This window comes from Mycobacterium sp. 852002-51057_SCH5723018 (assembly GCF_001667035.1).
GTDB lineage: Bacteria > Actinomycetota > Actinomycetes > Mycobacteriales > Mycobacteriaceae > Mycobacterium.
Genome location: NZ_LZIR01000096.1, coordinates 45,455 through 65,520, shown reverse-complemented (window position 1 = coordinate 65,520; position 20,066 = coordinate 45,455). Strand labels below are relative to the sequence as shown.

The following is a 20,066-nucleotide window of genomic DNA, read 5'->3' as shown; positions in this document are numbered from 1 at the left end:
CCGCATCTACGGCCGAAGCGAGGTCTTTCCTATCGCGGACAGCACCGCCAGCGTCGACGCGCGGTTGCCCACGGTGATCCGCGCGCCCCCGTCGCCGTAGTGGCGGACGTGGAGTCCGCTGTCGGCGAACACCTCATGCCACGACCTGTCCCGCCGACCCCTCGAAGGCAGGTACATGAAGTTCGCGTGGGCGTCTGTGGTGTATATCCCCAACGCGCTCAGCCGCATCCGCAGATAGCGACGTTCGGCGTTGATCGACTGGATCCGTTGCAGCAGTTGATCTTCGGCTTGATAGGACGACGCGACCGCCAGCAAACTGGTGAGCGCGATGCCGAACGGCAGCTGCTGGGACCACAGCGTGCGAGCCAGCCCCGGTGCCGCCAGCCCGTAACCGATCCGCAGCCCGGCCAGCCCGTACGCCTTGGAGAACGTCCGAAGCACCACCACGTTGGGAAACTGGGCGAGCAACGCCGCGACGTCGACCCGGAGCTCGGGCGCGGCGAACTCGATGTAGGCCTCGTCGAGCAGCACGATGGTGTCGCCCGGTACCCGGCGCAGGAACCCCAACAGCTCGGCGACGGGCTCCAGCGTGCCGGTCGGGTTGTGCGGGCGGCACACCACCACCACGCGGGCGCTTGCGGCGGCGTCGGCCAGCCCGTCGAGGTCGTTGTGGCCGTCGCTGCCGAGCGGGACGGTCAGCGGGTTCAGCCGCGCCATTTGCGCGATGATCGGATACCCGTCGAAGTTCGGCGCCGCCATGGCTATCGCGTCACCCGGCGCGGTCAGCGCGTGCAGGGCCTGCAACGCCACGCCCGTCGCGCCGGCGCCCAGCACCACGTGGTCGGCGGGCACCCCGACATGGCCCGCGATCAAGCCGCGCAGCCGTTCCGGCAGGAACTCCGGATACCGGTTGGCCGCGTAGATCGAACGGATCAACGCCGACCGCACCGCCGGCAGCGGCGGAAACGGATTCTCGTTGAGCGACAAGGCGAGCGGATCGTCGGCGTTGGGAAACGCCTCGTCGATCTCGGCGGCGAACAGACCCGGGACGGGTTGCATCAGTCTCGCCCTCCCCAGCGCACGGCCGCCGCGCCGGCGAAGTCGCCGGCGTGGGCGAAGGCCGCCATCAGGACCACGTCGCCGGCCTTGACCTGACGGTCGGCTATCGCGTGGTCGAGGTTGATCGGGATTCCGGCGCCGAACAGGTTGCCACACTGATCGAAAGTGTCCCGATGGCGTTCGGGCGGCAATTCGAGCGCGTCGCGCCAGTTGCGCAGGAACGCGCGGTTGGGCTGGTTGGTGACCAACAGATCAATGTCTTTGGCGGCCAGGCCGATTCGGTCACATACCGCCAGCGCGACCTCGGGGACCTGCCGGTTGCCGCGGGCCAGCACCTTGGTGATCTTGCTGTCGGTGAAGCCGATGGAGCCCTCGCCGGACCCGGGCTGCCACCACTTGCGCGGCGGATCGAACGAAAGCGTCATTTCACCGGCGTACTCGCCGTACGTGCGGCACTCGACATCCAGGATGGGTGACTGGTCGGACAGCGTGACCAGCCCCACCGCCGCCCCGTCGCCGGGCACCGCCGACTGCGCCTTGCGCCGAATCGTCGGTTGGTCGAAGAACTGCCCGGCGGCGTTTTGCGCGATGGCGATCAGCGCGGTGCGCCCCTCGCCCGCCGTCAGCAGTTTGCGAGCCACGTTGAGCGCCAACACGAATGCCCCGCACCCGCCGTTGTTCAGGTCGAGCACCCAGGAGGGCCGCATGCCCAGCCGGTGCGCGATGCCGGCCCCTTGGCCGTAGAACGCCATGTCGGGCACCTGCGTGTGGGTGATCAGCACGTCGGCGCCTTCGACGACGTCGTGGCCGTGCCGCTCGATCAGGCCCTGCGCCGCGCTCTCGATCATGTCGATCGAACTCTCGTCCGGCGCGACGTGATGGCGGAAGCTGGGCGCCCGGAACATGATGTTGTCCCGCAGCTCATCGGATTCGGCGAATTGCGCGTAGTAGTCGGCGCCGATCGGTTCCCCGGGCAGATAGGTGGAGACGTCGATCAGGCTGACGCTCGGCGTGGTCATCATTGCTCCCCTTTTCGCCGCATCCAATCGGGTGTCACCGGAAGCCCGTTGCGGTGGCGGTACTCGGCGATCGCCTTGAGGTTCTTCAGCTCCAGCAGATGGCCGGCGCCGAACATGTCCCAGAAGTCGCCGACCCACACCGGGCGCTGCGGCGGAGCCGTCTCCGGGTACGGGTTTTTGTCGTAGAACGGGTGATGGCAATTCGTCCACAGCACAACCGAACCGGGCTTGTCGAGCACCACCTGCGCGTCGATGACGCGCATCAGGTAGACCATCCACAGGTGCTTGCCCTGATCCCAGGCGCAGTGGTAGTCGACGGTCCGGGCTTGTGGGTTGGCGATGGTGTGGGTGTAGATCTTGGTCTCCGAGCCGAGCCGGTCGTAGGCCAGCCACAGGCCCGGTTCGTCGGTGGGGGTGAAGCCACGCAGGCTGTAGGTCCACTCCTCCAGGCTGCGCGTGTCGGCCATGTATTCGTACAGCTCGTCGGGCGGACAGTCGACGTAATCGTTGACGGTGCAGTATTCCCCGAAGACCTGATCGTGCGGGTAGACCGACCGCATCATGTCCATGATGATCGGGGTGGCCTTCTCCCGGGGGCTCGTTTCGATTCGCGTTACGCCGTCAATGGGTGTGGGGATGTCCTCAAGCGCTAGCAGCGACATCGGTCCGGTTCTCCTTTGCGGTTGGAATCTCCTGTGCGCCGGTCGCTTTGGCCGACGCCTGGGTGAGAAACGGTGCGAAGGGCGGCATCTCGTCGGCGGCGCATTCGACGCTGACCACGGCCGGGCCGTCGACGGCCAGCGCCGCACGCATGGCCGCGGCGAGGCCGTCGAGGTCGCCGACGTCGACGGACGTCAGGCCGGGGAACATGCCCGCCAACCCAGCACCCAGCTGGCTGGCGTGGAACCGGTTATAGCTGTACAGGTCGTCGTAGAACAGCTGCTCGCGCGTCACGCACATGGCGTGGGCGTTGTTGTTGAACAACACGAACGTCACCGGCAGCCGGTACTGCACCGCGGTGTGGACCTCCATGCCGTGCATGTAGAACGCCCCGTCACCGGCGATCACCACGGTGCGCCCACCGGGCCGTCCGCTGTTGGCGCGCCCGAAGGCCATGCCGATGCCGGCGCCGAAGCTGTAGCCCATGCCGCCCATGCCCAGCGCGACCGCGAACCTGCCGCCCCGCCGTGCCGGCAGGTAGTGGATCGCCGCCGCGCCGGTGTTGCCGGCGTCGACCACGATGTCCGTCCCGTCGGGCAGGCAGCCGTCCAGCACCGCCATCGCGTCGCGATAGCGCACGCCCGAGCCGGCGAACGGCGGCGGGGCCAGTTCGGTGCGACGCACCATGTCGGGCACCCGCACCCGCGTCGGCCGTCCGGTGCCGGACAGCGCCTGGGTCAGCATTCGCAGCGAGCCGCGCAGGTCGTCGGTGTGCACGTGGGTGGCCGGAACATACGGTGGCGCCGAGCCGATCGAGACGGTCGGCACCGCCGCCAGGGCGTCGTCGAGCCCGGTGCGCGCGGTGACCGACAGGCGGGTGCCGACCACCAGGCACACCGCGCTGCCGGCCACCGCTTCGGCCACACCGGGGTGGCCCATGACTCCGGTCACCCCGAGCGCGGACGAGGACCCGAGACCCGGCGTGCCGGCCACGTCCTTGGCGTCCGGGACTGTCGCCACCCGCGCCCGCAGCACCGCCCGCAGCGCTTCCAGCTCGGCGCGGGCGTCGTCGCGGGCCACCTGCTCGCCGACGATGATCGTGACCGGGCCGTCGGCGTCGCGCAGGACCCCGACGATCGGTTGGGGGTTGCCGATGGGACGCGGGTTCTGCGGCGGACAGCCATCCCGATCGCATTCCAGGTACCCCTGCTGAATGTCCTTGGGCAGCAACAGGACCGCCGGACCACCGGTGCGCGCCGCGGCGATCGCCCGGGACAGCGCCGGCGCGACGCCCGACGGCGTGAGCACCCGCTCACACGACACCGACACCGCCGAAAACAACGCCTGCGCGTTCAGCGATCCGTTTTGGCCGCTGGTGTCCTGGAAGCTGCCGCGGCCGTCCATGGCTGTCGGGGCTTGCCCGACCAGAGCCAACACCGGCACCCGGCTCGTCAGCGACTCCCCAAGGGCCGCTACCAGATTCAGCGCCCCGCCACCGGAGGTGGCAGCCACGACGCCGAGCCCGGCGCCGCTGCGGCTGTACCCGTCGGCCATGGTGGCGGCGGAGAACTCGTGCTTTGCCAGGACCGCGGTGATGTCGGACCGGAAGTGTGCGGCGTCGTAGAGGTCCTCGATGTTGGCGCCGTCCACGCCGAAGATGTGGTCGACGCCGATCGAGGCGAGACGCTCGACGAGGAGGTCGACCACCCGCTGCTTTCTGGGCATGTCTTGTAATACGACGCGTGGGTAACTTCAGTTCACCCCGCGTCGGGTTTTACATGGCGCGCTGCAGCAGAACCTGGCCGTTGTCGGCGGAAACCACCTGAACGGCGGCGATCTGGTCGACCGGCGTCGAGATGCTGCCCGCGGGCGTCGCGGTGTGGCCCGGTTCGGCCACCCACGTCGCCAGCCGGGTCTGGCTGCCGTCGCGACCCACCACCACCATCGCCAGCGTGTCGTGGTGGGCGTTCAGCGGCGCCAGGCACACGCACTTGAGGTTGATGAACGTCCCCCAGTGCTGGCTGTTGAGCTGCACCGTCGAGGCCAGCAGGGTGGTACCGACCTGTGCCATCGGCTGCGAGGACGCGGTCGCCTGCTGCGGCGGTGTCGAGGTGAATCCCTGCACGCCGACGAGCACGCCGATGCCCAGCACCGCGGCCGCGGCGGACGAGGCCACCCAGGTGGCCACCCGCGTGCGGCGCCGGCGCCAGCGCACCGTCGCCAGCAGCGACGGCAACAGCTCCGGCGACATCTCGGGCGTGGCTGAAGGATTGCGGCCGGACTCGTCCATCGCGGCCACTTCTGCACGGTCCAGCTGCGAAAGCAGGGCCGGCACGCCACTCAGATCGGCGACGGCCTCCCGGCATTGCGGGCAGGTGGCCATGTGCGACTCGAACTCGCGGCGGTCGGAGGCAGACAGCGACCCCAGCACATATGCGGCATCCCACAGCGCGTAGCGGTGGTTGTCACCCGTGGTCAGCTCGAACACCTCGTTGTCACCGGGAGGACCGATACCCCGTAGCGGCGTCCTCATTTCATCCATCTCCTGTCACCCTTCAAGTATTCGGAACCGATGGCCAGTCGGATGGGTCCCCTAACGAACCCCTGCCGTCTCATCGGGTAACTCCGAGTTCCTGCAGAGTGAGCCGCAATGCCCGTACGGCATAGTGTAGTCGCGACTTCACTGTTCCTTCGGCTATCTCAAGGTCAGTAGCAATCTGCGCGGTGGTCCATCCGCGGTAGTAGGACCGCTCGATCACCGCGCGGTGCTCGACGGACAACTGGGTCATGGCCTCGGCTATCAGCAGCCGGTCCAGCGCCGCGTTCACCTCGTCCGGTGTGGACTGCTCGGGCGCGCCGTCTTCGTCCAGCGAACCGACCACGTTGCGGTACCGCGCGCTGCGCCGGTCGTCGATGATCATGTTGCGCGCGACGGTGAACAGCCACGCCCGCGCCGACCGCTCGGTGTCGCCTACGACCTCCGGATGCTGCCAGGCCCGCAACAGCGTCTCCTGGACGACGTCCTCGGCCATGCTGGCGTCCCCCGTCAACCGGAGCGCGTAGCGCCATAACACCGCCGCGTGCTCGTCGTAGAGCGCCTTCATCAGAGCGGCTTCAGCAGCCCCGGACGCCCTCCAAGTGCCGGCAACCCGAGCCACTCGACCACCTCCTGCCAGTGAAACGAGCGCAGCAGGCGTTTAGTTCACGGAACCGTCAGGATGCGTGGGCCGGCGTCGGTGACCGCGACGGTGTGCTCCCAATGCGCCGCGCGCGACCCATCGGCCGTGGTGACGGTCCATTCGTCGTCGAGCACCACGGTTTTGCCGGTGCCCAGCGTCAGCATCGGCTCGATCGCCAGCACCGAACCTGGGGCCAGCAGCGGGCCTCGTCCAGGAGCGCCCTCGTTGGGCAGGAAGGGGTCCATGTGCATGTGCCGGCCGATGCCGTGGCCCCCGTAGCCCTCCACGATCCCGAACGCACGCTCGTAGCGGGCCTCGGCCGCGCGAGTGCCCATCTCGATGGCGTGCGCCACGTCGGTCAACCGATTGCCGGCGACCATCGCCGCGATTCCGGCCTGCAGCGATTCCCTCGTCGCGTCGCTGAGCGCTTCGTCGGCCGCGTCCAGCGTCCCCACACCGAAGGTGACCGCGGCGTCGCCGTGCCAGCCGTCCAGCACCGCGCCGCAGTCGATCGACACCAGGTCGCCGTGCGCCAGTATCTCCGCGGCGGACGGGATGCCGTGCACCACCCGGTCGTTGACCGACGCGCAGATCGACGCCGGATAGCCGTGATAGCCCAAAAACGACGGGATGGCACCGGCTTCGCGGATCACGGACTCGGCGATTTGGTCGAGGCTGAGGGTCGACGTCCCGGCGACCGCGGCCGCCCGCACCGCTTGCAGGGCGGTGGCCACCACGGCGCCGGCGGCGGCCATCGCGTCGAGTTCCCCGGGGCTGCGCTGCGGCACGACCCTGCGACTTCGCAGCCGCGCCAGCGCGCTCATGGTTACTGGCCCAGGGCCTGCAGCGCGCGGGCGAACACTTCGTCCACCGAGCCGACGGCGTCCACGGTCTTCAACTGGTCGCGGTAGTACTCGAGCAGCGGCGCGGTCTCGTCGCGGTAGATCTTCATCCGATTGATGATGACGTCGTCGGTATCGTCGGCGCGGCCACGCGCCTTGAGCCGTTGCAGCAGTTCGTCCTGGGAGACTCTGAACTCCACCACCGCGTCGATGTCGCAGCTGCGCCGCTCGAGCATTGCGTGCAGCGCCTTGGCCTGCTCGAGCGACCGCGGATAGCCGTCCAGGATGAAACCGTTGGCGCAGTCCGAGTCGTCCAGCCGGTCGTCGACGAGCTGGTTGGTCAGGTCCGAGGGCACCAGGTCGCCGGCGTCCAGATAGCGCTTGGCCTCCAGGCCGAGCTTGGTGCCCTTTTCGATGTTGCTCCGGAACAGCTCCCCGGTGGAGATTTGCGGGATCCCGAGCTTCTCGGCGAGCTTCTGGGCCTGCGTCCCCTTGCCCGCCCCCGGCGGCCCCAGCAAAACGACTCTCACTTGAGGAACCCTTCGTAGTTGCGCTGCATGAGCTGACTCTCGATTTGTTTGACCGTATCCAAACCGACGCCAATCATGATCAAAACCGCAGTACCGCCGAAGGGCAAATTCTGGACCGCTCCGCCATTGCCGATCTGGAGGAACAGGTTGGGCAATACCGAGATCGCACCCAGGTAGATCGAACCGGGAAGGGTGATCCTGCCCAGCACGTAGCGCAGGTAGTCGGCGGTCGGCTTGCCCGGCCGGATGCCGGGAATGAACCCGCCGAACTTCTTCATCTCGTCGGCGCGCTCGTCCGGGTTGAAGGTGATGGACACGTAGAAGTACGTGAAGAAGATGATCAGGCCGAAGTAGATGCCGATATACACCGGGTCGCTCGGGTCGGACAGGTAGCTGCCGACGAACTTGTCCCACCAGCTGTTGCCCACCCCGCCGCTGCCGCTCCGGATGAGCTGGGTGATCAGGTGCGGGATGTAGATCAGCGACGACGCGAAGATGACCGGGATGACGCCGGCCTGGTTGACCTTCAGCGGCAGATACGTCGAGGTGCCGCCGTACATGCGCCGGCCCACCATGCGCTTGGCGTATTGCACCGGAATGCGGCGCTGGCCCTGCTCGACGAACACGACGCCGACGATGATGATCAGCGCGGCGGCGCAGACGGCGGCGAAGATGACGCCGCCGCGGCTGTCCAGAATGGAATTGCCCTCGGCGGGGATGCGCGCCGCGATGCCGACGAAGATCAGCAGCGACATGCCGTTGCCGATGCCGCGTTCGGTGATCAGCTCGCCCATCCACATCACCATCGCGGCGCCGGCCGTCATCACCATCACGATGACGACCAGGGTGAAGATGCTCTGGTCGGCGATGATCTCCAGCGAGCAGCCCTGCAGCAGCCCCCCGTTGGCCGCCAGCGCCACGATGCTGGTGGCCTGCAGGACGGCCAGCGCGATGGCCAGATAGCGGGTGTACTGGGTCATCTTGGCCTGGCCCGCTTGGCCCTCTTTGCGAAGTTCCTCGAAGCGCGGGATGACCACGGTGAGCAGCTGCACGATGATGCTGGCGGTGATGTAGGGCATCACCCCGACCGCGAACACCGTCAGCTTCAGCAGCGCCCCGCCGGAGAACAGGTTGATCAGCGAGTAGATCTGCCCGGCCTCGCCGCCGCTGGCCTCCTTGATGCACTGCTGCACGTTCGGGAAGTTCACCCCGGGGGACGGCAGCGCGGCGCCGACACGGTAGAGCACGACGATGCCCAGCGTGAAGAGAATCTTCCGTCTCAGATCGACTGTCCGCAGCGATGAGATGAAAGCCGAAAGCACTCTTCCTCCTGGTCTGGCCGGCCCGCGGTTTTTCCTGGGGTCATCCTGCGTCACTCGCTCGAATACCCGCAGGCAGGACATACGGCGTCGCGCGTCAAACCGTGTACGAGACTAACAGCTGGTCCGGGCGGGTCCGGTAACGGCCGCCGTGGATATGCCCCGAAGGGGTAAAGTTTTGGTGACTCGTTGCATTTGCTAAGTATCGAAGGGGCAGTATGACGCGCACCGATCAAGACACCTGGGACCTGGCCTCCAGCGTCGGCGCCACGGCCACGATGGTGGCCGCCGCCCGCGCGGTGGCCAGCGCGGAGACCGACGCGATCATCAACGACCCGTACGCGGCGCCGCTGGTGCGGGCGGTCGGGCTGGAGTTCTTCATCCGGCTGATGGACGGTGACGTGCTGCCGGAGGACGAGGCCGGCGGTGAACGGGACCTGCGGCTGGAGACCGATTCGATCGCGGTCCGCACCCGGTTCTTCGACGATTTCTTCCTCAACGCCGCGCGCGACGGGATCCACCAATCGGTGATTCTGGCCGCCGGTCTCGACGCACGCGCCTACCGGCTGGCCTGGCCACCCGGGAGCGTGGTCTACGAGGTCGACCAGCCCAAGGTCGTCGAGTTCAAGACCACCGCCATGTCGAACCTCGGGGCCACCCCGACCGCGGACCGCCGCACCGTGGCCATCGACCTGCGCGACGACTGGCCGGAAGCGTTGCGCCGCAGCGGGTTTGACGCCACTCAACCGACCTCGTGGAGCGCCGAAGGCCTGCTGATGTACCTGCCGCCCGAAGCCCAGGACCGGCTGTTCGACAACATCACCGAGTTGAGCGCGCCCGGAAGCAAGCTGGCCACCGAATACCATGGCGATTCGGGCCGGACGATGAGCGAACGCGCGAAGCAATTCAACCAGCGGTGGGCCAACCTGGGGTGCGACATCGACCTGTCGGGGCTGTTCTTCGACGGCGACCGCAGCAACGTCGTCGACTACCTGGGCGACCGCGGCTGGCAGGTGACGACCCGGCCACGGCGCGAGTTCTTCACCGACTACGGCCGCGTCTTCCCCGACGACGACGAGTCCCAGCTCCGCAACATCGTCGCCGTCACCGCGACGCTGGCTTAGCCCCGATGGCGGCGACCCGCCGCACCCGGCTACGCCGCGCTTGCGATCGCCGCTAGCCCCGATGGCGGCGACCCGCCGCACCCGGCTACGCCGCGCTTGCGATCGCCGCTAGCTGGGCTTGGCGGGCGGCGTCCGGACGACCAACGGCACCGCGGGGAAGCACCACGCCATCTCGGTCCGCGACTTGCGCAGCGCGGCGGTGCCGTAACCCTTCTTGCGGTGGTCGGGGTGGATCCAGATCCGCACGTTCACCTCGCCCTGCGCCAGCTCGCCGAACACCATGCCGACCTTCTGGCCGGAGTCGACCGCGACGAACCATGCGGCCTCCTCGTCGTCGAGGCGCCCCAGCGCCGCACCGATCTCGTCGTCGAGGGCGCCGGCCGGTCCACCCGACCCATCGCCCGCGGCGCCCATGTCCTCGGTGCGGGCGGCGAAGATGTCGCGGTCCTGCTCTGCGGAAAAGGGTCGCAGCTCGAGGGTCTCCCCCGAGCTTGCCGGGCGCTCGCCCAGGGTGAAGCTCAGCTGTTTGTTCAGGTCCTCGAGCTCGGCCAGGATGTTGCGCCGCGAATCGATGGTGAGCTGGTCGAACGACATGCCCATCACCGCTTCGGCGGCGACGTGCGACGTGTCGAGGAGCTTGACGATCGCCTCGACCGCGGCCGCCTTGTTCTCGGACTCCACCACAACGTCGGCGATTTCGTGCCGGCGTTCCAGAGCTTTCAACAGGGCGTCGGCGATCTCACGACGGGCGGCCTTGCGGTCCTGGTCGGTCATTGCACCAGCCTAGAACGCCGTCGGAGGTATCGCGCTAGATCCCCTGCTACCCAGTTCCAGGAATCGTTGGTAGCGGTCCGCGATCGCTTCGGCCCACGCCGGGTCGGGTTCCACGGTGCACTCGGTGCGGGCCCAGCGGGCGCCATCGGCGATCGTGGTTTCCAGGCCCGCCGCGATGCGGCCGAGGAACGCCGCTCCCAGCGCGGCCCCCTCCGCCACGTCCGACACCTGAACCGGGCGCCCGGTGGCGTCGGCGATCGCCTGCATCCACGGCCGCAACCGGGTGCCGCCCCCGGCGGCCACGATGCGGGACACCGGCGCTCCGCTCAGCTCGATGAGCTGGCGAACGACGAAGCCCGACGCCTCGTAGGCCGCCCGGCGCAGCGACGCGGCGTCCTGGGTGAGGTCGAGGGCGTCGAGCACGGCGCGACGGTCCGGGTCGTGGAACGGGGTGCGCTCGCCGCGGATGTAGGGCGACCACACCGGCACCCGGCTGGGATCGGCGGCCGCCGGATCGCCCTCTGCCACAACGCGATCCACCCAGCCGAGGAACAGCCCGCCGGCGTTGCTGGCTCCCCCGATCTTGCTCTTGCCGGGGTCGGTGTGCGGGATGGTCCACAGGCCGGGAACCTGGCGGTTCTCGCCGACGGTCGTCCACACGATCAGGGTGGTCCCGCACAGCACCAGCACGTCGCCCACCCGGTCGGCGCCGGCCACGAGCTGTTCGCACAGGGCGTCGATGGCGCCGACCGCCAGCACTGGCCCGTTCCCATGCACGCGCCCGGCCGCCGACCCGATCGTCTGCACCCGCGGCATCTGCTCGGCGGTGGCGCCGCAGTCGGTGCAGGCGGCGGGGTTCCACCCGGTCCCGTCGAACAGGGGGAACGCGGTGGCGGCGGTGGCGACGTCGATCACCGCCTCGCCCGAGAGCGCGTGATTGGCGACCGCCGGCGCCGGCCAGTATCCGGCCGCGTCGGGCGCTTCGGCGGCCGTCCAGCGCAGAAACTGCTGGGCCTCGCCCAGCGCCGGCAGCGGCTGGGCCCGTTCGCCCGCCGCGCCGGGCGCCCGGCCCCGTTCGTCGCCGTACAGCAGGCCCGGCGTGATCGGCGCGCCGGCGGCGTCGACGGCGGTCAGCGAGGGCACCATCGCCGCGACGGCCACCGCCCGCACGTCGGGTATCGGGCCCAGCTGCTCGAGGGCCGCCAACGGACCGCGCCGCCATGCCTCGTCGGCGTCGTGCTCGAGCCGACCGGGGGCGGGCACCCGCAGCTCGTGCGGGATGCGCACCCGCGCCGTCACGCGGCCGTCGGCGTCGGCGGCCACCGCCTTGACCGCGGTGCTGCCGATGTCGATGCCGATCGTGACGTCTGTGCGTGACACTGGCGTCACCGTACGCCAGCATTGGGGTTCGTGACCTCAAGACCGCGCGCCTTGGTGACGGCGCCGCTGCGCGGGCCCGGGTTCGCCAAGCTTCGGCGGCTGGCCGACGTGGTGTACGACCCCTGGATCGACCAGCAGCCGCTGCGCATCTACACGCCCGAGCAGCTGGCCGACCGGATCACCGCCGAGGCCGCCGATGTCGTTGTGGTAGAAGGCGACTCGGTGCGCGGCCCGGTGTTCGACTTGAGCCTGCGCGCGATCGCGTCCACCCGGGGCGACCCCAACAACGTCGACGTCGACGGGGCCACCGCGGCCGGCATCCCGGTGCTGAACACGCCGGCCCGCAACGCCGACGCGGTCGCCGAGATGGCGGTGGCACTGCTGCTGGCCGCCACCCGTCACGTGCTGACCGCCGACGCGGATGTGCGCAGCGGCAATACGTTTCGCGACGGCAGCATTCCCTATCAGCGGTTCCGCGGCTGGGAGATCGCCGGGCGCACCGCGGGGCTGGTTGGGCTGGGCGCGGTCGGGCGGGCGTTGCGGTGGCGACTCTCCGGGCTGGGCATGCGGGTCATCGCCTATGACCCATACAACGACGAGGCCCGCCACGGCCTCGACGAGCTGCTGGCCGAGTCCGACGTGGTGTCCCTGCACGCGCCGGTCACCGATGGCACCGTGGGGATGATCGGCGCCGAGCAGTTCGCGACCATGCGCGACGGCGTGGTGTTCCTCAACACCGCCCGGGCCCAGCTGCACGACACCGACGCGCTCGTCGACGCGCTGCGCGGCGGGAAGGTGGCCGCCGCCGGGCTGGACCACTTCGTCGGCGAATGGCTGCCCACCGATCACCCGCTGGTGGGGATGCCCAACGTCGTGCTGACGCCGCACATCGGGGGCGCGACGTGGAACACTGAGGCCCGGCAGGCGCAGATGGTGGCCGACGACCTGGAGGCGCTGCTGTCCGGAAAGACGCCCGCCCATATCGTCAACCGGGAGGTGCTGGGACCGTGAAGTTCGTCGACAATCCGGAGACCGCGGTGCTGGACGCGGCCAAGGAAATGCTGCGCCGGGGCCTGGTGGAGGGAACCGCCGGCAACATCTCGGCGCGCCGCTCCGACGGCAACATCGTCATCACGCCGTCGTCGATCGACTATCGCGACATGCAGCTCGACGACCTGGTGCTGGCCGACCCGGACGGCGCTGTGCTGCATGCCGCGGACGGCCGGTCGCCGTCCTCGGAGATGAGGCTGCACCTGGCGTGCTACCAGGCGTTCGACGACATCGGCAGCGTCATCCACAGCCACCCGGTGTGGGCGACGATGTTCGCCATTGCGCACCAGCCGATTCCGGCCTGCATCGACGAGTTCGCCGTCTACTGCGGCGGGGACGTCCGCTGCACCGAGTATGCCGCGTCCGGCACACCCGACGTCGGCGCCAACGCGGTCAAGGCGCTCGCGGGCCGGGCCGCCGCCCTGATCGCCAACCACGGCCTGGTGGCCGTGGGGCCCCGGCCCGACAAGGTCTTGCATGTCACCGCCCTGGTCGAACGGACCGCCCAGATCGTTTGGGGTGCAAGGGCTCTCGGTGGACCGGTGCCCATCCCCGAGGAGGTCAACCGCAACTTCGCCGGCGTGTACAGCTACTTGCGCGCGAACTCGTGATGGACAGGCTCCGGTTTGGGCGCGCCGCTGTGGCGCGCGTGGTGGAACTGCGATTCGATCTGGGAACCGGATCCTTCCCTCGAACGCCCGAGGCGGCGTGGCGGGACAACGCCGACCTACTGGTACCTGAGTTCTTCGACCCCGACACCGACAAGTGGCACATCGCAGTTCAAAGCTGGATCCTCGAAGTCGACGGGCTGACCGTCGTCGTGGACACGGGCGTCGGCAATGACCGCCCACGCCCGCACATGCCGCCGCTGGACCACCTGAACACCGAGTTCCTGGCCGCACTGCAGTCGGCGGGCATCGACCGCAAAACCGTAGACGTCGTGGTCAACACCCACATCCACTCCGACCACGTCGGCTGGAACACCATGCGGGGCAGTGAAATCGGTGACGCCTGGGTGCCAACATTTCCCAACGCGCGATACATGGTTCCCGCCGCCGACTACCACTACTTCGAACCGGACGGGCCCGCGGCACGGCGATCCCCGCGCACCGAAGCCGAAGAGGCCCAACAGCGCGGCAATCAGCTCGTATTCGCCGACAGCGTGGCGCCCCTCCAGGAAGCGGGCCAGCTCGTGCAATGGTCGGACGACTACCAGATCAGCCAGTCGCTGCGGCTGCGGCCGGCCCCCGGGCACACGCCGGGCTCCTCGGTGCTGTGGCTGGATGCGGGTCAGCCGGCGGTCTTCGTCGGCGACCTCACCCATAGTCCGCTGCAGATTCGTCGACCGGCTGACGTTTGCGCCTTCGACATCGACGCCGCTCCGGCTGCGGTCTCTCGCCGCCGGATATTCACTGAGGCGGCACAAGCAAGGGCCGCCGTGATACCGGCGCACTACCCCGGTCGCGGCGGCGTAACCATCCGTGCGGTCGACGACCGATTCGACGTCGACCACTGGTTGGACATCGAACCCGTCCGGCCTTCGCGCCAGTTGCGGGGCGAGGCGGCGTGTGTGCGGCTGAACAGCCGGCTGAAATAGCCCGGATCGGGGACGCCGACCCGCCGGGCCACCTCCGCGACCGGAAGATCGGTCTCGGCCAGGAGGCGGCGGGCCGCGGCCATCCGCCGTTCGATGATCCACTCGCCGACGGTGCGTCCGGTGCGCCGGCGGACCACGGTGGTCAGGTGCCCCGGCGTCATGCCGAGCTCACCCGCGACATCGCGCAACGACAGGGGCTCGGCGAGGCGCCGGTCGATCGCCTCGAACACCTGGGCCAGCAGCGGTTCGCCGCTGCGCCGCAGCTCGGCCACCACCGGCCCGGCCAGCCGCGCAAGGTCGATCAACAACAGCGTCAGGTGTGCAAGGGCCGCCTGGCGGTAACCCTCCTGCCGTCCGGTCAGTTCCGTTTCGATCGAGCGGATCGCGGCGTCCCACGCCGACCGCCGAGCGGCGGGCAGTTCCAGGCGCAGTATCCCGCCGGCGTGCCCGTGCAGGAACGGAAACAGCAGCGGGTGCGCACTCCACGCCGGCCACGGCGATCTCCCGTCCTGACCGAGCGCGGCGGGGTCGAAGGACACCGCGACGCCGGCGTGCGGGTCGCCCATCCGAGCCGGGTCGAGCACCTCGCCCGCCGCCACCACGTGCACAAGCCCGGCCGCGGGGACATACCAGAGCGCCGGAAACTCGTGAATGTGGCGACCATGTTCGATCAAATCGCCCGAGCCGGGCCGCAGCACCGACACCGGAGGTGTGTCCGGATTGGTCCGATATTGATAGACCGGCACCCCCTCGCGGTGGCGGACTATCCGAGCCGGGCGTGTCATATCACCAAAGATAGTCCTAGTTTCGCCGACGATGACCCAATTCGTTGGCGACGCACCGATTCACCATGGATAACATGACCGAACATCATCCACATGACTACCTGCCCGCCGCCGGCCACGACGCGCTGCTGCCCTGCTACGACGTGTTTAGCCGCTTGTTGGGCATGAATCGGGTCTATCAGACCCTGATCGCGCAGGCGGAGTTCGCGGACGGCCAACGTGCCCTGGAAATCGGCTGCGGCACCGGTAATCTCACCACCCGGGTCAAAAGCGCATATCCTGCCGTCGACGTGACCGGCTGCGACCCCGACCCGCGCGCGCTCGAGCGGGCACGCCGAAAGGGGCGCCGCCTGAACGGTATCCGCTTCGAACAGGGCTACGCCGAGCGGCTGCCCTATGCCGACGGCGAGTTCGACCGGGTGCTGTCGTCGATGATGCTTCACCATATCAACCCCGACGCGAAACCCGCTGCGGCCGGGGAGATCTTCCGGGTCCTGCGTCCCGGCGGCAGGTTGCACCTGGTCGATATCGGCAGCGACACGACCACCGACCGCGGCCTGCTGGCGCGCCTCATCCGGCGCAGCCCCCACGCGGCCGGCAACCTCGGCGACGCGATTCCCCGGCTGCTGACCGCCGCGGGGTTCGACTGCACCGAGGTCGCATCGAAGCCACACCGCATTCTCGGGCGATTGAATTACTACCGTGCCACACGCCCGGCCTAGCGCTGGCTGAGGCTGACAGGGAGTGATTCGTACACGGTCATGTTGTTGCAAAGATCGGGCAGCGTCATCCTCGGCTCGCCGACTTCGATGGCGCCGGTATTCAGCAGGATCTCGTCGAGGGCCGCCCGGACTTCAGCCCGCGCAAGCATTGCGCCCAGACAGTGGTGGGCGCCACCGCCTCCGAAGGACTGGTGGGGGTTGGGATCACGGCGAACGTCGAACCGGTAGGGCTCCCGGAAGACGTCCTCGTCGCGATTGGCCGAGCGCAACATTGTCACCACGCGCGCACCTTCGGGGATCAGTACATCACCGAGCAGCACATCTTGCGTTGCTCCGCGCACCCAGAACATGATCGGCGTGGAGTAGCGGATCACCTCCTCGACCGCCGTGCGCCTCGCGTCCGGGTCGGATCGATAAACTGCGATCTGATCGCGGTTGGCTGCGAAGGCCCGCATCCCGTCGCACAACGCATTTCGGGTCGTGTCGGCGCCGGCCAATCCGAGGATGAAAAAGAAAATCTCCAGCTCGTTGGAAGGAAGCAAGAAGTTCTCCCCCGACTGTCCCGCGATCTCCGTGGTGCATAGCGCGCTCCAAATGTCGTCCACGGGATGCTCTCGCTTGTAAGCGGTCAGGGTGCGTGCGTACTCGAACAATTCCATAAAGGGCAACAAGTCATCACCCTCGGGGAGGGACATCTGTGCGCCAGCGGTCTTCAACACCCGGTCGATCAAGCCGAATACATGCGGGCGATCAGCCTCTGGAATCCCGACAATGTCACCAATCACCGAAATCGGCAATCCCGCAGCCAGATCCACGAATTCGCCCCCACCGGATTCGAGTAAAACAGCGGCCATCGCCTTGGCCCGATCCCGAATGCCGTCTTCCAGCTTGGCGACCGCGCGCGGTGTGAACGCACGTGCGATGACTTTGCGGCGAATCGTGTGATCCGGCGGGTCCATACTCACGATGGCCGGGTACGCATCGAACATTGGTACGTCCTGAATCAGCGGTCCACGGGTCGCCGTGAACGACTCGTAATCGCGATGCACTCGCGCGACATCGGCGTGCTTGGAGCAAACCCAAAACTCACGGCCCACAGCGGATTTGACGTCAGCGGTGACTTGCTGGTGAAACACTGGCGCGCGGGCGCGTAACTCGGCAAACAAATCGTCGGGAAATCGCGACGCCCAGATCGCCGGCTCGGCGAGATCGATCGTCGTGTCGGTCATGATGCGCCTCGATGCCTCTCAACCTCGTCGCGCAGCCCGGCCAGAATCAGGCGCAACCCGTACGCGAACGTCTTGTCACTTGGCCCGTTAGCCGTGCCACCGGCGCGCTTTGTGTGCTCAAGCTGGACGGAACCCAGCAAGTGGATGTACAACGCGGCGTGGGCCGCGTCGAAATGCTCAGCGTTCAAGCCAGATTCGCGCAGAATTCCGCGAGAGGCGCGGTCCATCTCCGTGGCGGCGGCGGTGTGCGGATGCTCCTGCAGCAGAGCCGCGATGCCGGGCACGCCGACCAGCACCTTCCAGGCACCCATGTAAAGGGCGATCAAACGTGTTTCCCAGTCCCCGTCCTTCGGCACCTCGATCTGCGCAAGCACCGACTCGATCAGCAGATCGAGCAGTTCCCGCTTGTCGCGGACGTGGTAGTACACCGACGAGGCCGCCGTGCCCGCCTCTGCCGCCAGCTCGCGCATCGTGACCCGGCTGACGCCCACGCGCTTCGCCAGCCGCAACAAGTGTTTCGTCAGATGCGCCCGGTCCAGCGCCCCGTAGCGCAACACCGGTGCATTGGACACAGCCTCCACGCAACCCCACCACTTTCAAACAGCATTCGAATTCGAACATTATTCAGATTAGAACAACGTTCGCCTATGATTGTCAAATGGCCCAATCCACGGATGCGAAGGGACAGCATGCGGCGATACCGAGTGGTTCAGTGGTCTACGGGCAATATCGGAAAGCGCGCGCTCGGCATCCTGCTCGACCGCGTCGACTTCGAGGTGGTGGGCGTCCACGCCTTGGGCGCGGAGAAAGCGGGGTGTGACGCCGGCATGCTCGCTGACCGTCCCCCGGTCGGCGTCAGCGCGACGAGCGATGTCGACGCGTTGCTCGACCTTGCGCCGGACTGGCGTGAACTACATGCCGCGCGTCATCGACTACGCACTGGTGGAAAGCATGCTGCGCCGCGGCATCAACGTGGTCACCACGGGCGACTTCCTGACCGGCACCCACCACCCTGCCGAACGCGAAGCCCTCGATGCCGCGGCGCGACAAGGGCACGCGACCTTCCTGGGAACGGGATTCGAGCCGGGCTTCATCAACGTCGTCGCCGGCTTTCTCACCGGCGCGTGCCGACGGGTGCACAGCGTCAAGCTCGTCGAAACGTTGGACTGCACCACCTATCCCGTTTGGGATGTATGGCGGGTGCTCGGATTCGGCAAACCGCCCCGGGAGCGGGTGACGCAAATCGACCCGGAGACGCAACGATACGGACTCGGCTACTTCGAGACGCTCGACATGATCGCCACGATGCTGGGTGTCGAACTCGACTCGAAGGAGGCATTCGTCGAGCCCGCGGTGCTCACCCGGGATCTGAATCTGGGGTGGGCAGAGTTCGCCGCCGGCACCGTCGGGGGTCAGCGGCGCACCTATCGCGGCCATCTCGGCGGCCGCCCGGTGGTCGAGCTGGCCATCTGCTGGACCATGAGCAGTGACGCACTCGAACCGCAATGGAGCGACCCCGCCGGGTTCAGCGTGGTGATCGAAGGCGAACCACGAGTCGACGCGACCATCCAATTCGGCAAACCCGCAGAGGACGTGATGACCGTGTTGATGGACAGCACCGCCGTGGCGGCGGTCAACGCCATTCCGATGCTTTGCGACGCACAACCGGGCGTCATCACCCCAATTGATCTGCCTATCACCGGATCCCGAGGCGCGCTGACGCCCTGACCGCGGCGCCTTCATCCGCGGCGTATGCCATCAGACAAGATTGCCGCGAATCGCGGGAAGCGTACAGTGGGGGAAGCTTGTTATGCTGTCTAACTAACTACTTCCGATAGGGGCACTATATGACTTCCACCAGGTATGAGGGAGACACCTGGGACCTGGCATCCAGCGTCGGCGCGACCGCGACCATGGTCGCGGCCGCCCGGGCGGTAGCGACCCGCGCCGATCGACCGCTGATCAACGACCCCTACGCCGAGCCGCTGGTCCGGGCGGTCGGGGTCGACCTGCTGACCCGGCTGGCCACCGGTGAAGTGGACCCGGGCGACCTGAACGACGCGCACGACGGCGCGACCGGTTCGGCCGGGGCCATGTCCCGCATGGCCGACAACATGGCCGTGCGCACCAAGTTCTTCGACGAGTTCTTCCTGGCCGCGACGCAGGCCGGCATCAAGCAGGCCGTGATCCTGGCCGCCGGGCTGGACTCCCGCGCGTACCGACTGGACTGGCCCGCCGGGACCGTCGTCTACGAGGTGGACCAGCCCGACGTCATCGAGTTCAAGACCCGCACGCTGGCCGAGCTGGGCGCGGCGCCCACCGCCGAGCGGCGAGTGGTGGCCATCGACCTGCGCGACGACTGGCCCACCGCGTTGCGCGCCGCCGGCTTCGACCCGGCGCGGCCGACCGCGTGGAGCGCCGAGGGCCTGCTCGGCTACCTGCCCCCGGAGGCGCAGGACCGCCTGCTGGACACCATCACCGAACTCAGCGCCCCGGGCAGCCGGTTGGCCACCGAAAGCGCGCCCAACCCGCAGCCCGGTGACGAGGACAAGATGAAGGAGCGCATGCAGCACATCTCCGAACGCTGGCGGGCGCACGGCTTCGACCTCGACATGGCCGGGTTGGTCTACTTCGGCGACCGCAACGAAGCGGCCCCCTACCTGCGCGACCGCGGTTGGAAGCTGAACGGCGCCAGCATCCGGGACCTGTTCACGGACAATGGACTTGCGCCGCTCGAAGACGACGACATGCGCATGGGCGACGTGCTCTATGTCAGCGGCACACTGGACAAATAGGA

General features: G+C 68.1%; 20 protein-coding genes and 1 pseudogene. 7 read left to right on the top strand and 14 right to left on the bottom strand.

Annotation, left to right across the window (positions count from 1 at the left end; genetic code table 11):
* Window positions 1-6: 6 nt before the first annotated feature.
* The 9 genes from A5764_RS20115 to secY form a co-directional block, all read right to left on the bottom strand.
* Complete coding sequence (locus A5764_RS20115) at window positions 7-1,059, bottom strand: aminotransferase class I/II-fold pyridoxal phosphate-dependent enzyme (RefSeq protein ID WP_067116067.1); 1,053 nt, start codon at window positions 1,057-1,059, stop codon at window positions 7-9.
* Window positions 1,059-2,078: a 3-oxoacyl-ACP synthase III family protein gene (locus A5764_RS20110; protein ID WP_067116063.1), complete on the bottom strand. Its 1,020-nt coding sequence runs from the start codon at window positions 2,076-2,078 to the stop codon at window positions 1,059-1,061. Before A5764_RS20110 ends, A5764_RS20115 begins: the two co-directional genes overlap by 1 nt.
* The gene (locus A5764_RS20105) at window positions 2,078-2,740 is read right to left on the bottom strand and encodes a hypothetical protein (protein WP_067116292.1); all 663 of its coding nucleotides are present in this window, start codon (window positions 2,738-2,740) and stop codon (window positions 2,078-2,080) included. Before A5764_RS20105 ends, A5764_RS20110 begins: the two co-directional genes overlap by 1 nt.
* On the bottom strand, window positions 2,721-4,463 hold the full coding sequence (locus A5764_RS20100; protein ID WP_067116060.1) for a thiamine pyrophosphate-binding protein: 1,743 nt from the start codon (window positions 4,461-4,463) through the stop codon (window positions 2,721-2,723). The genes A5764_RS20105 and A5764_RS20100 overlap by 20 nt, the downstream gene beginning before the upstream one ends.
* A gap of 49 nt (window positions 4,464-4,512) precedes the next feature.
* A complete protein-coding gene (locus A5764_RS20095; protein ID WP_067116056.1) occupies window positions 4,513-5,280 on the bottom strand; it encodes an anti-sigma factor in 768 nt (255 codons plus the stop codon).
* A 70-nt stretch (window positions 5,281-5,350) separates the two neighbouring features.
* On the bottom strand, window positions 5,351-5,896 hold the full coding sequence (locus A5764_RS20090) for a sigma-70 family RNA polymerase sigma factor (protein WP_082951813.1): 546 nt from the start codon (window positions 5,894-5,896) through the stop codon (window positions 5,351-5,353).
* Window positions 5,897-5,940: 44 nt separating this feature from the next.
* A complete protein-coding gene (map, locus tag A5764_RS20085) occupies window positions 5,941-6,741 on the bottom strand; it encodes a type I methionyl aminopeptidase (RefSeq protein WP_067116049.1) in 801 nt (266 codons plus the stop codon).
* Between the two features lie 2 nt (window positions 6,742-6,743).
* On the bottom strand, window positions 6,744-7,289 hold the full coding sequence (locus tag A5764_RS20080) for an adenylate kinase (RefSeq protein WP_067116046.1): 546 nt from the start codon (window positions 7,287-7,289) through the stop codon (window positions 6,744-6,746).
* The gene (gene secY, locus A5764_RS20075; RefSeq protein WP_067116043.1) at window positions 7,286-8,611 is read right to left on the bottom strand and encodes a preprotein translocase subunit SecY; all 1,326 of its coding nucleotides are present in this window, start codon (window positions 8,609-8,611) and stop codon (window positions 7,286-7,288) included. Before secY ends, A5764_RS20080 begins: the two co-directional genes overlap by 4 nt.
* Window positions 8,612-8,826: 215 nt before the next feature.
* On the opposite strand from secY, the gene A5764_RS20070 reads away from it, so the two are divergent.
* Complete coding sequence (locus A5764_RS20070; protein ID WP_067116040.1) at window positions 8,827-9,732, top strand: class I SAM-dependent methyltransferase; 906 nt, start codon at window positions 8,827-8,829, stop codon at window positions 9,730-9,732.
* Window positions 9,733-9,840: 108 nt separating this feature from the next.
* On the opposite strand, the gene A5764_RS20065 is transcribed toward A5764_RS20070, so the two are convergent.
* Together A5764_RS20065 and A5764_RS20060 are read right to left on the bottom strand one after the other, a co-directional pair.
* Window positions 9,841-10,506, bottom strand: coding sequence for a GNAT family N-acetyltransferase (locus A5764_RS20065; RefSeq protein WP_067116037.1), 666 nt, complete (start codon window positions 10,504-10,506; stop codon window positions 9,841-9,843).
* 9 nt (window positions 10,507-10,515) lie between these two features.
* Entirely contained in the window at window positions 10,516-11,886 is a 1,371-nt protein-coding gene (locus tag A5764_RS20060) for an FGGY-family carbohydrate kinase (protein WP_067116034.1), read from the bottom strand.
* 30 nt (window positions 11,887-11,916) lie between these two features.
* On the opposite strand from A5764_RS20060, the gene A5764_RS20055 reads away from it, so the two are divergent.
* The 3 genes from A5764_RS20055 to A5764_RS27725 are packed head-to-tail and all read left to right on the top strand — an operon-like array spanning window position 11,917 to window position 14,533.
* On the top strand, window positions 11,917-12,897 hold the full coding sequence (locus tag A5764_RS20055; protein WP_067116289.1) for an NAD(P)-dependent oxidoreductase: 981 nt from the start codon (window positions 11,917-11,919) through the stop codon (window positions 12,895-12,897).
* Window positions 12,894-13,547: an L-fuculose-phosphate aldolase gene (locus A5764_RS20050; RefSeq protein WP_067116031.1), complete on the top strand. Its 654-nt coding sequence runs from the start codon at window positions 12,894-12,896 to the stop codon at window positions 13,545-13,547. Before A5764_RS20055 ends, A5764_RS20050 begins: the two co-directional genes overlap by 4 nt.
* Window positions 13,547-14,533, top strand: a complete 987-nt coding sequence (locus tag A5764_RS27725) for an MBL fold metallo-hydrolase (protein ID WP_082951812.1) — start codon at window positions 13,547-13,549, stop codon at window positions 14,531-14,533. The genes A5764_RS20050 and A5764_RS27725 overlap by 1 nt, the downstream gene beginning before the upstream one ends.
* Here the strand turns inward: A5764_RS27725 and A5764_RS20040 are convergent.
* Window positions 14,479-15,318, bottom strand: a pseudogene (locus A5764_RS20040) (helix-turn-helix domain-containing protein); the annotation flags it as partial. The gene A5764_RS27725 and the pseudogene A5764_RS20040 overlap by 55 nt on opposite strands.
* Window positions 15,319-15,392: 74 nt before the next feature.
* Here A5764_RS20040 and A5764_RS20035 point away from each other — a divergent pair.
* Window positions 15,393-16,040 (top strand): class I SAM-dependent methyltransferase, encoded by a 648-nt coding sequence (locus tag A5764_RS20035; RefSeq protein WP_082951822.1) that lies wholly within the window; start codon window positions 15,393-15,395, stop codon window positions 16,038-16,040.
* Here A5764_RS20035 and A5764_RS20030 read toward each other — a convergent pair.
* Both A5764_RS20030 and A5764_RS20025 read right to left on the bottom strand, forming a co-directional pair.
* On the bottom strand, window positions 16,037-17,269 hold the full coding sequence (locus A5764_RS20030; protein ID WP_067116022.1) for a cytochrome P450: 1,233 nt from the start codon (window positions 17,267-17,269) through the stop codon (window positions 16,037-16,039). The two genes, A5764_RS20035 and A5764_RS20030, sit on opposite strands and share 4 nt — an antisense overlap.
* Entirely contained in the window at window positions 17,266-17,826 is a 561-nt protein-coding gene (locus tag A5764_RS20025) for a TetR/AcrR family transcriptional regulator (protein ID WP_231989768.1), read from the bottom strand. Before A5764_RS20025 ends, A5764_RS20030 begins: the two co-directional genes overlap by 4 nt.
* Before the next feature lie 358 nt (window positions 17,827-18,184).
* On the opposite strand from A5764_RS20025, the gene A5764_RS20020 reads away from it, so the two are divergent.
* Both A5764_RS20020 and A5764_RS20015 read left to right on the top strand, forming a co-directional pair.
* Complete coding sequence (locus tag A5764_RS20020; protein WP_231989762.1) at window positions 18,185-18,997, top strand: dihydrodipicolinate reductase; 813 nt, start codon at window positions 18,185-18,187, stop codon at window positions 18,995-18,997.
* Between the two features lie 119 nt (window positions 18,998-19,116).
* On the top strand, window positions 19,117-20,064 hold the full coding sequence (locus A5764_RS20015) for a class I SAM-dependent methyltransferase (protein WP_067116015.1): 948 nt from the start codon (window positions 19,117-19,119) through the stop codon (window positions 20,062-20,064).
* The last annotated feature ends 2 nt before the right edge of the window (window positions 20,065-20,066 follow it).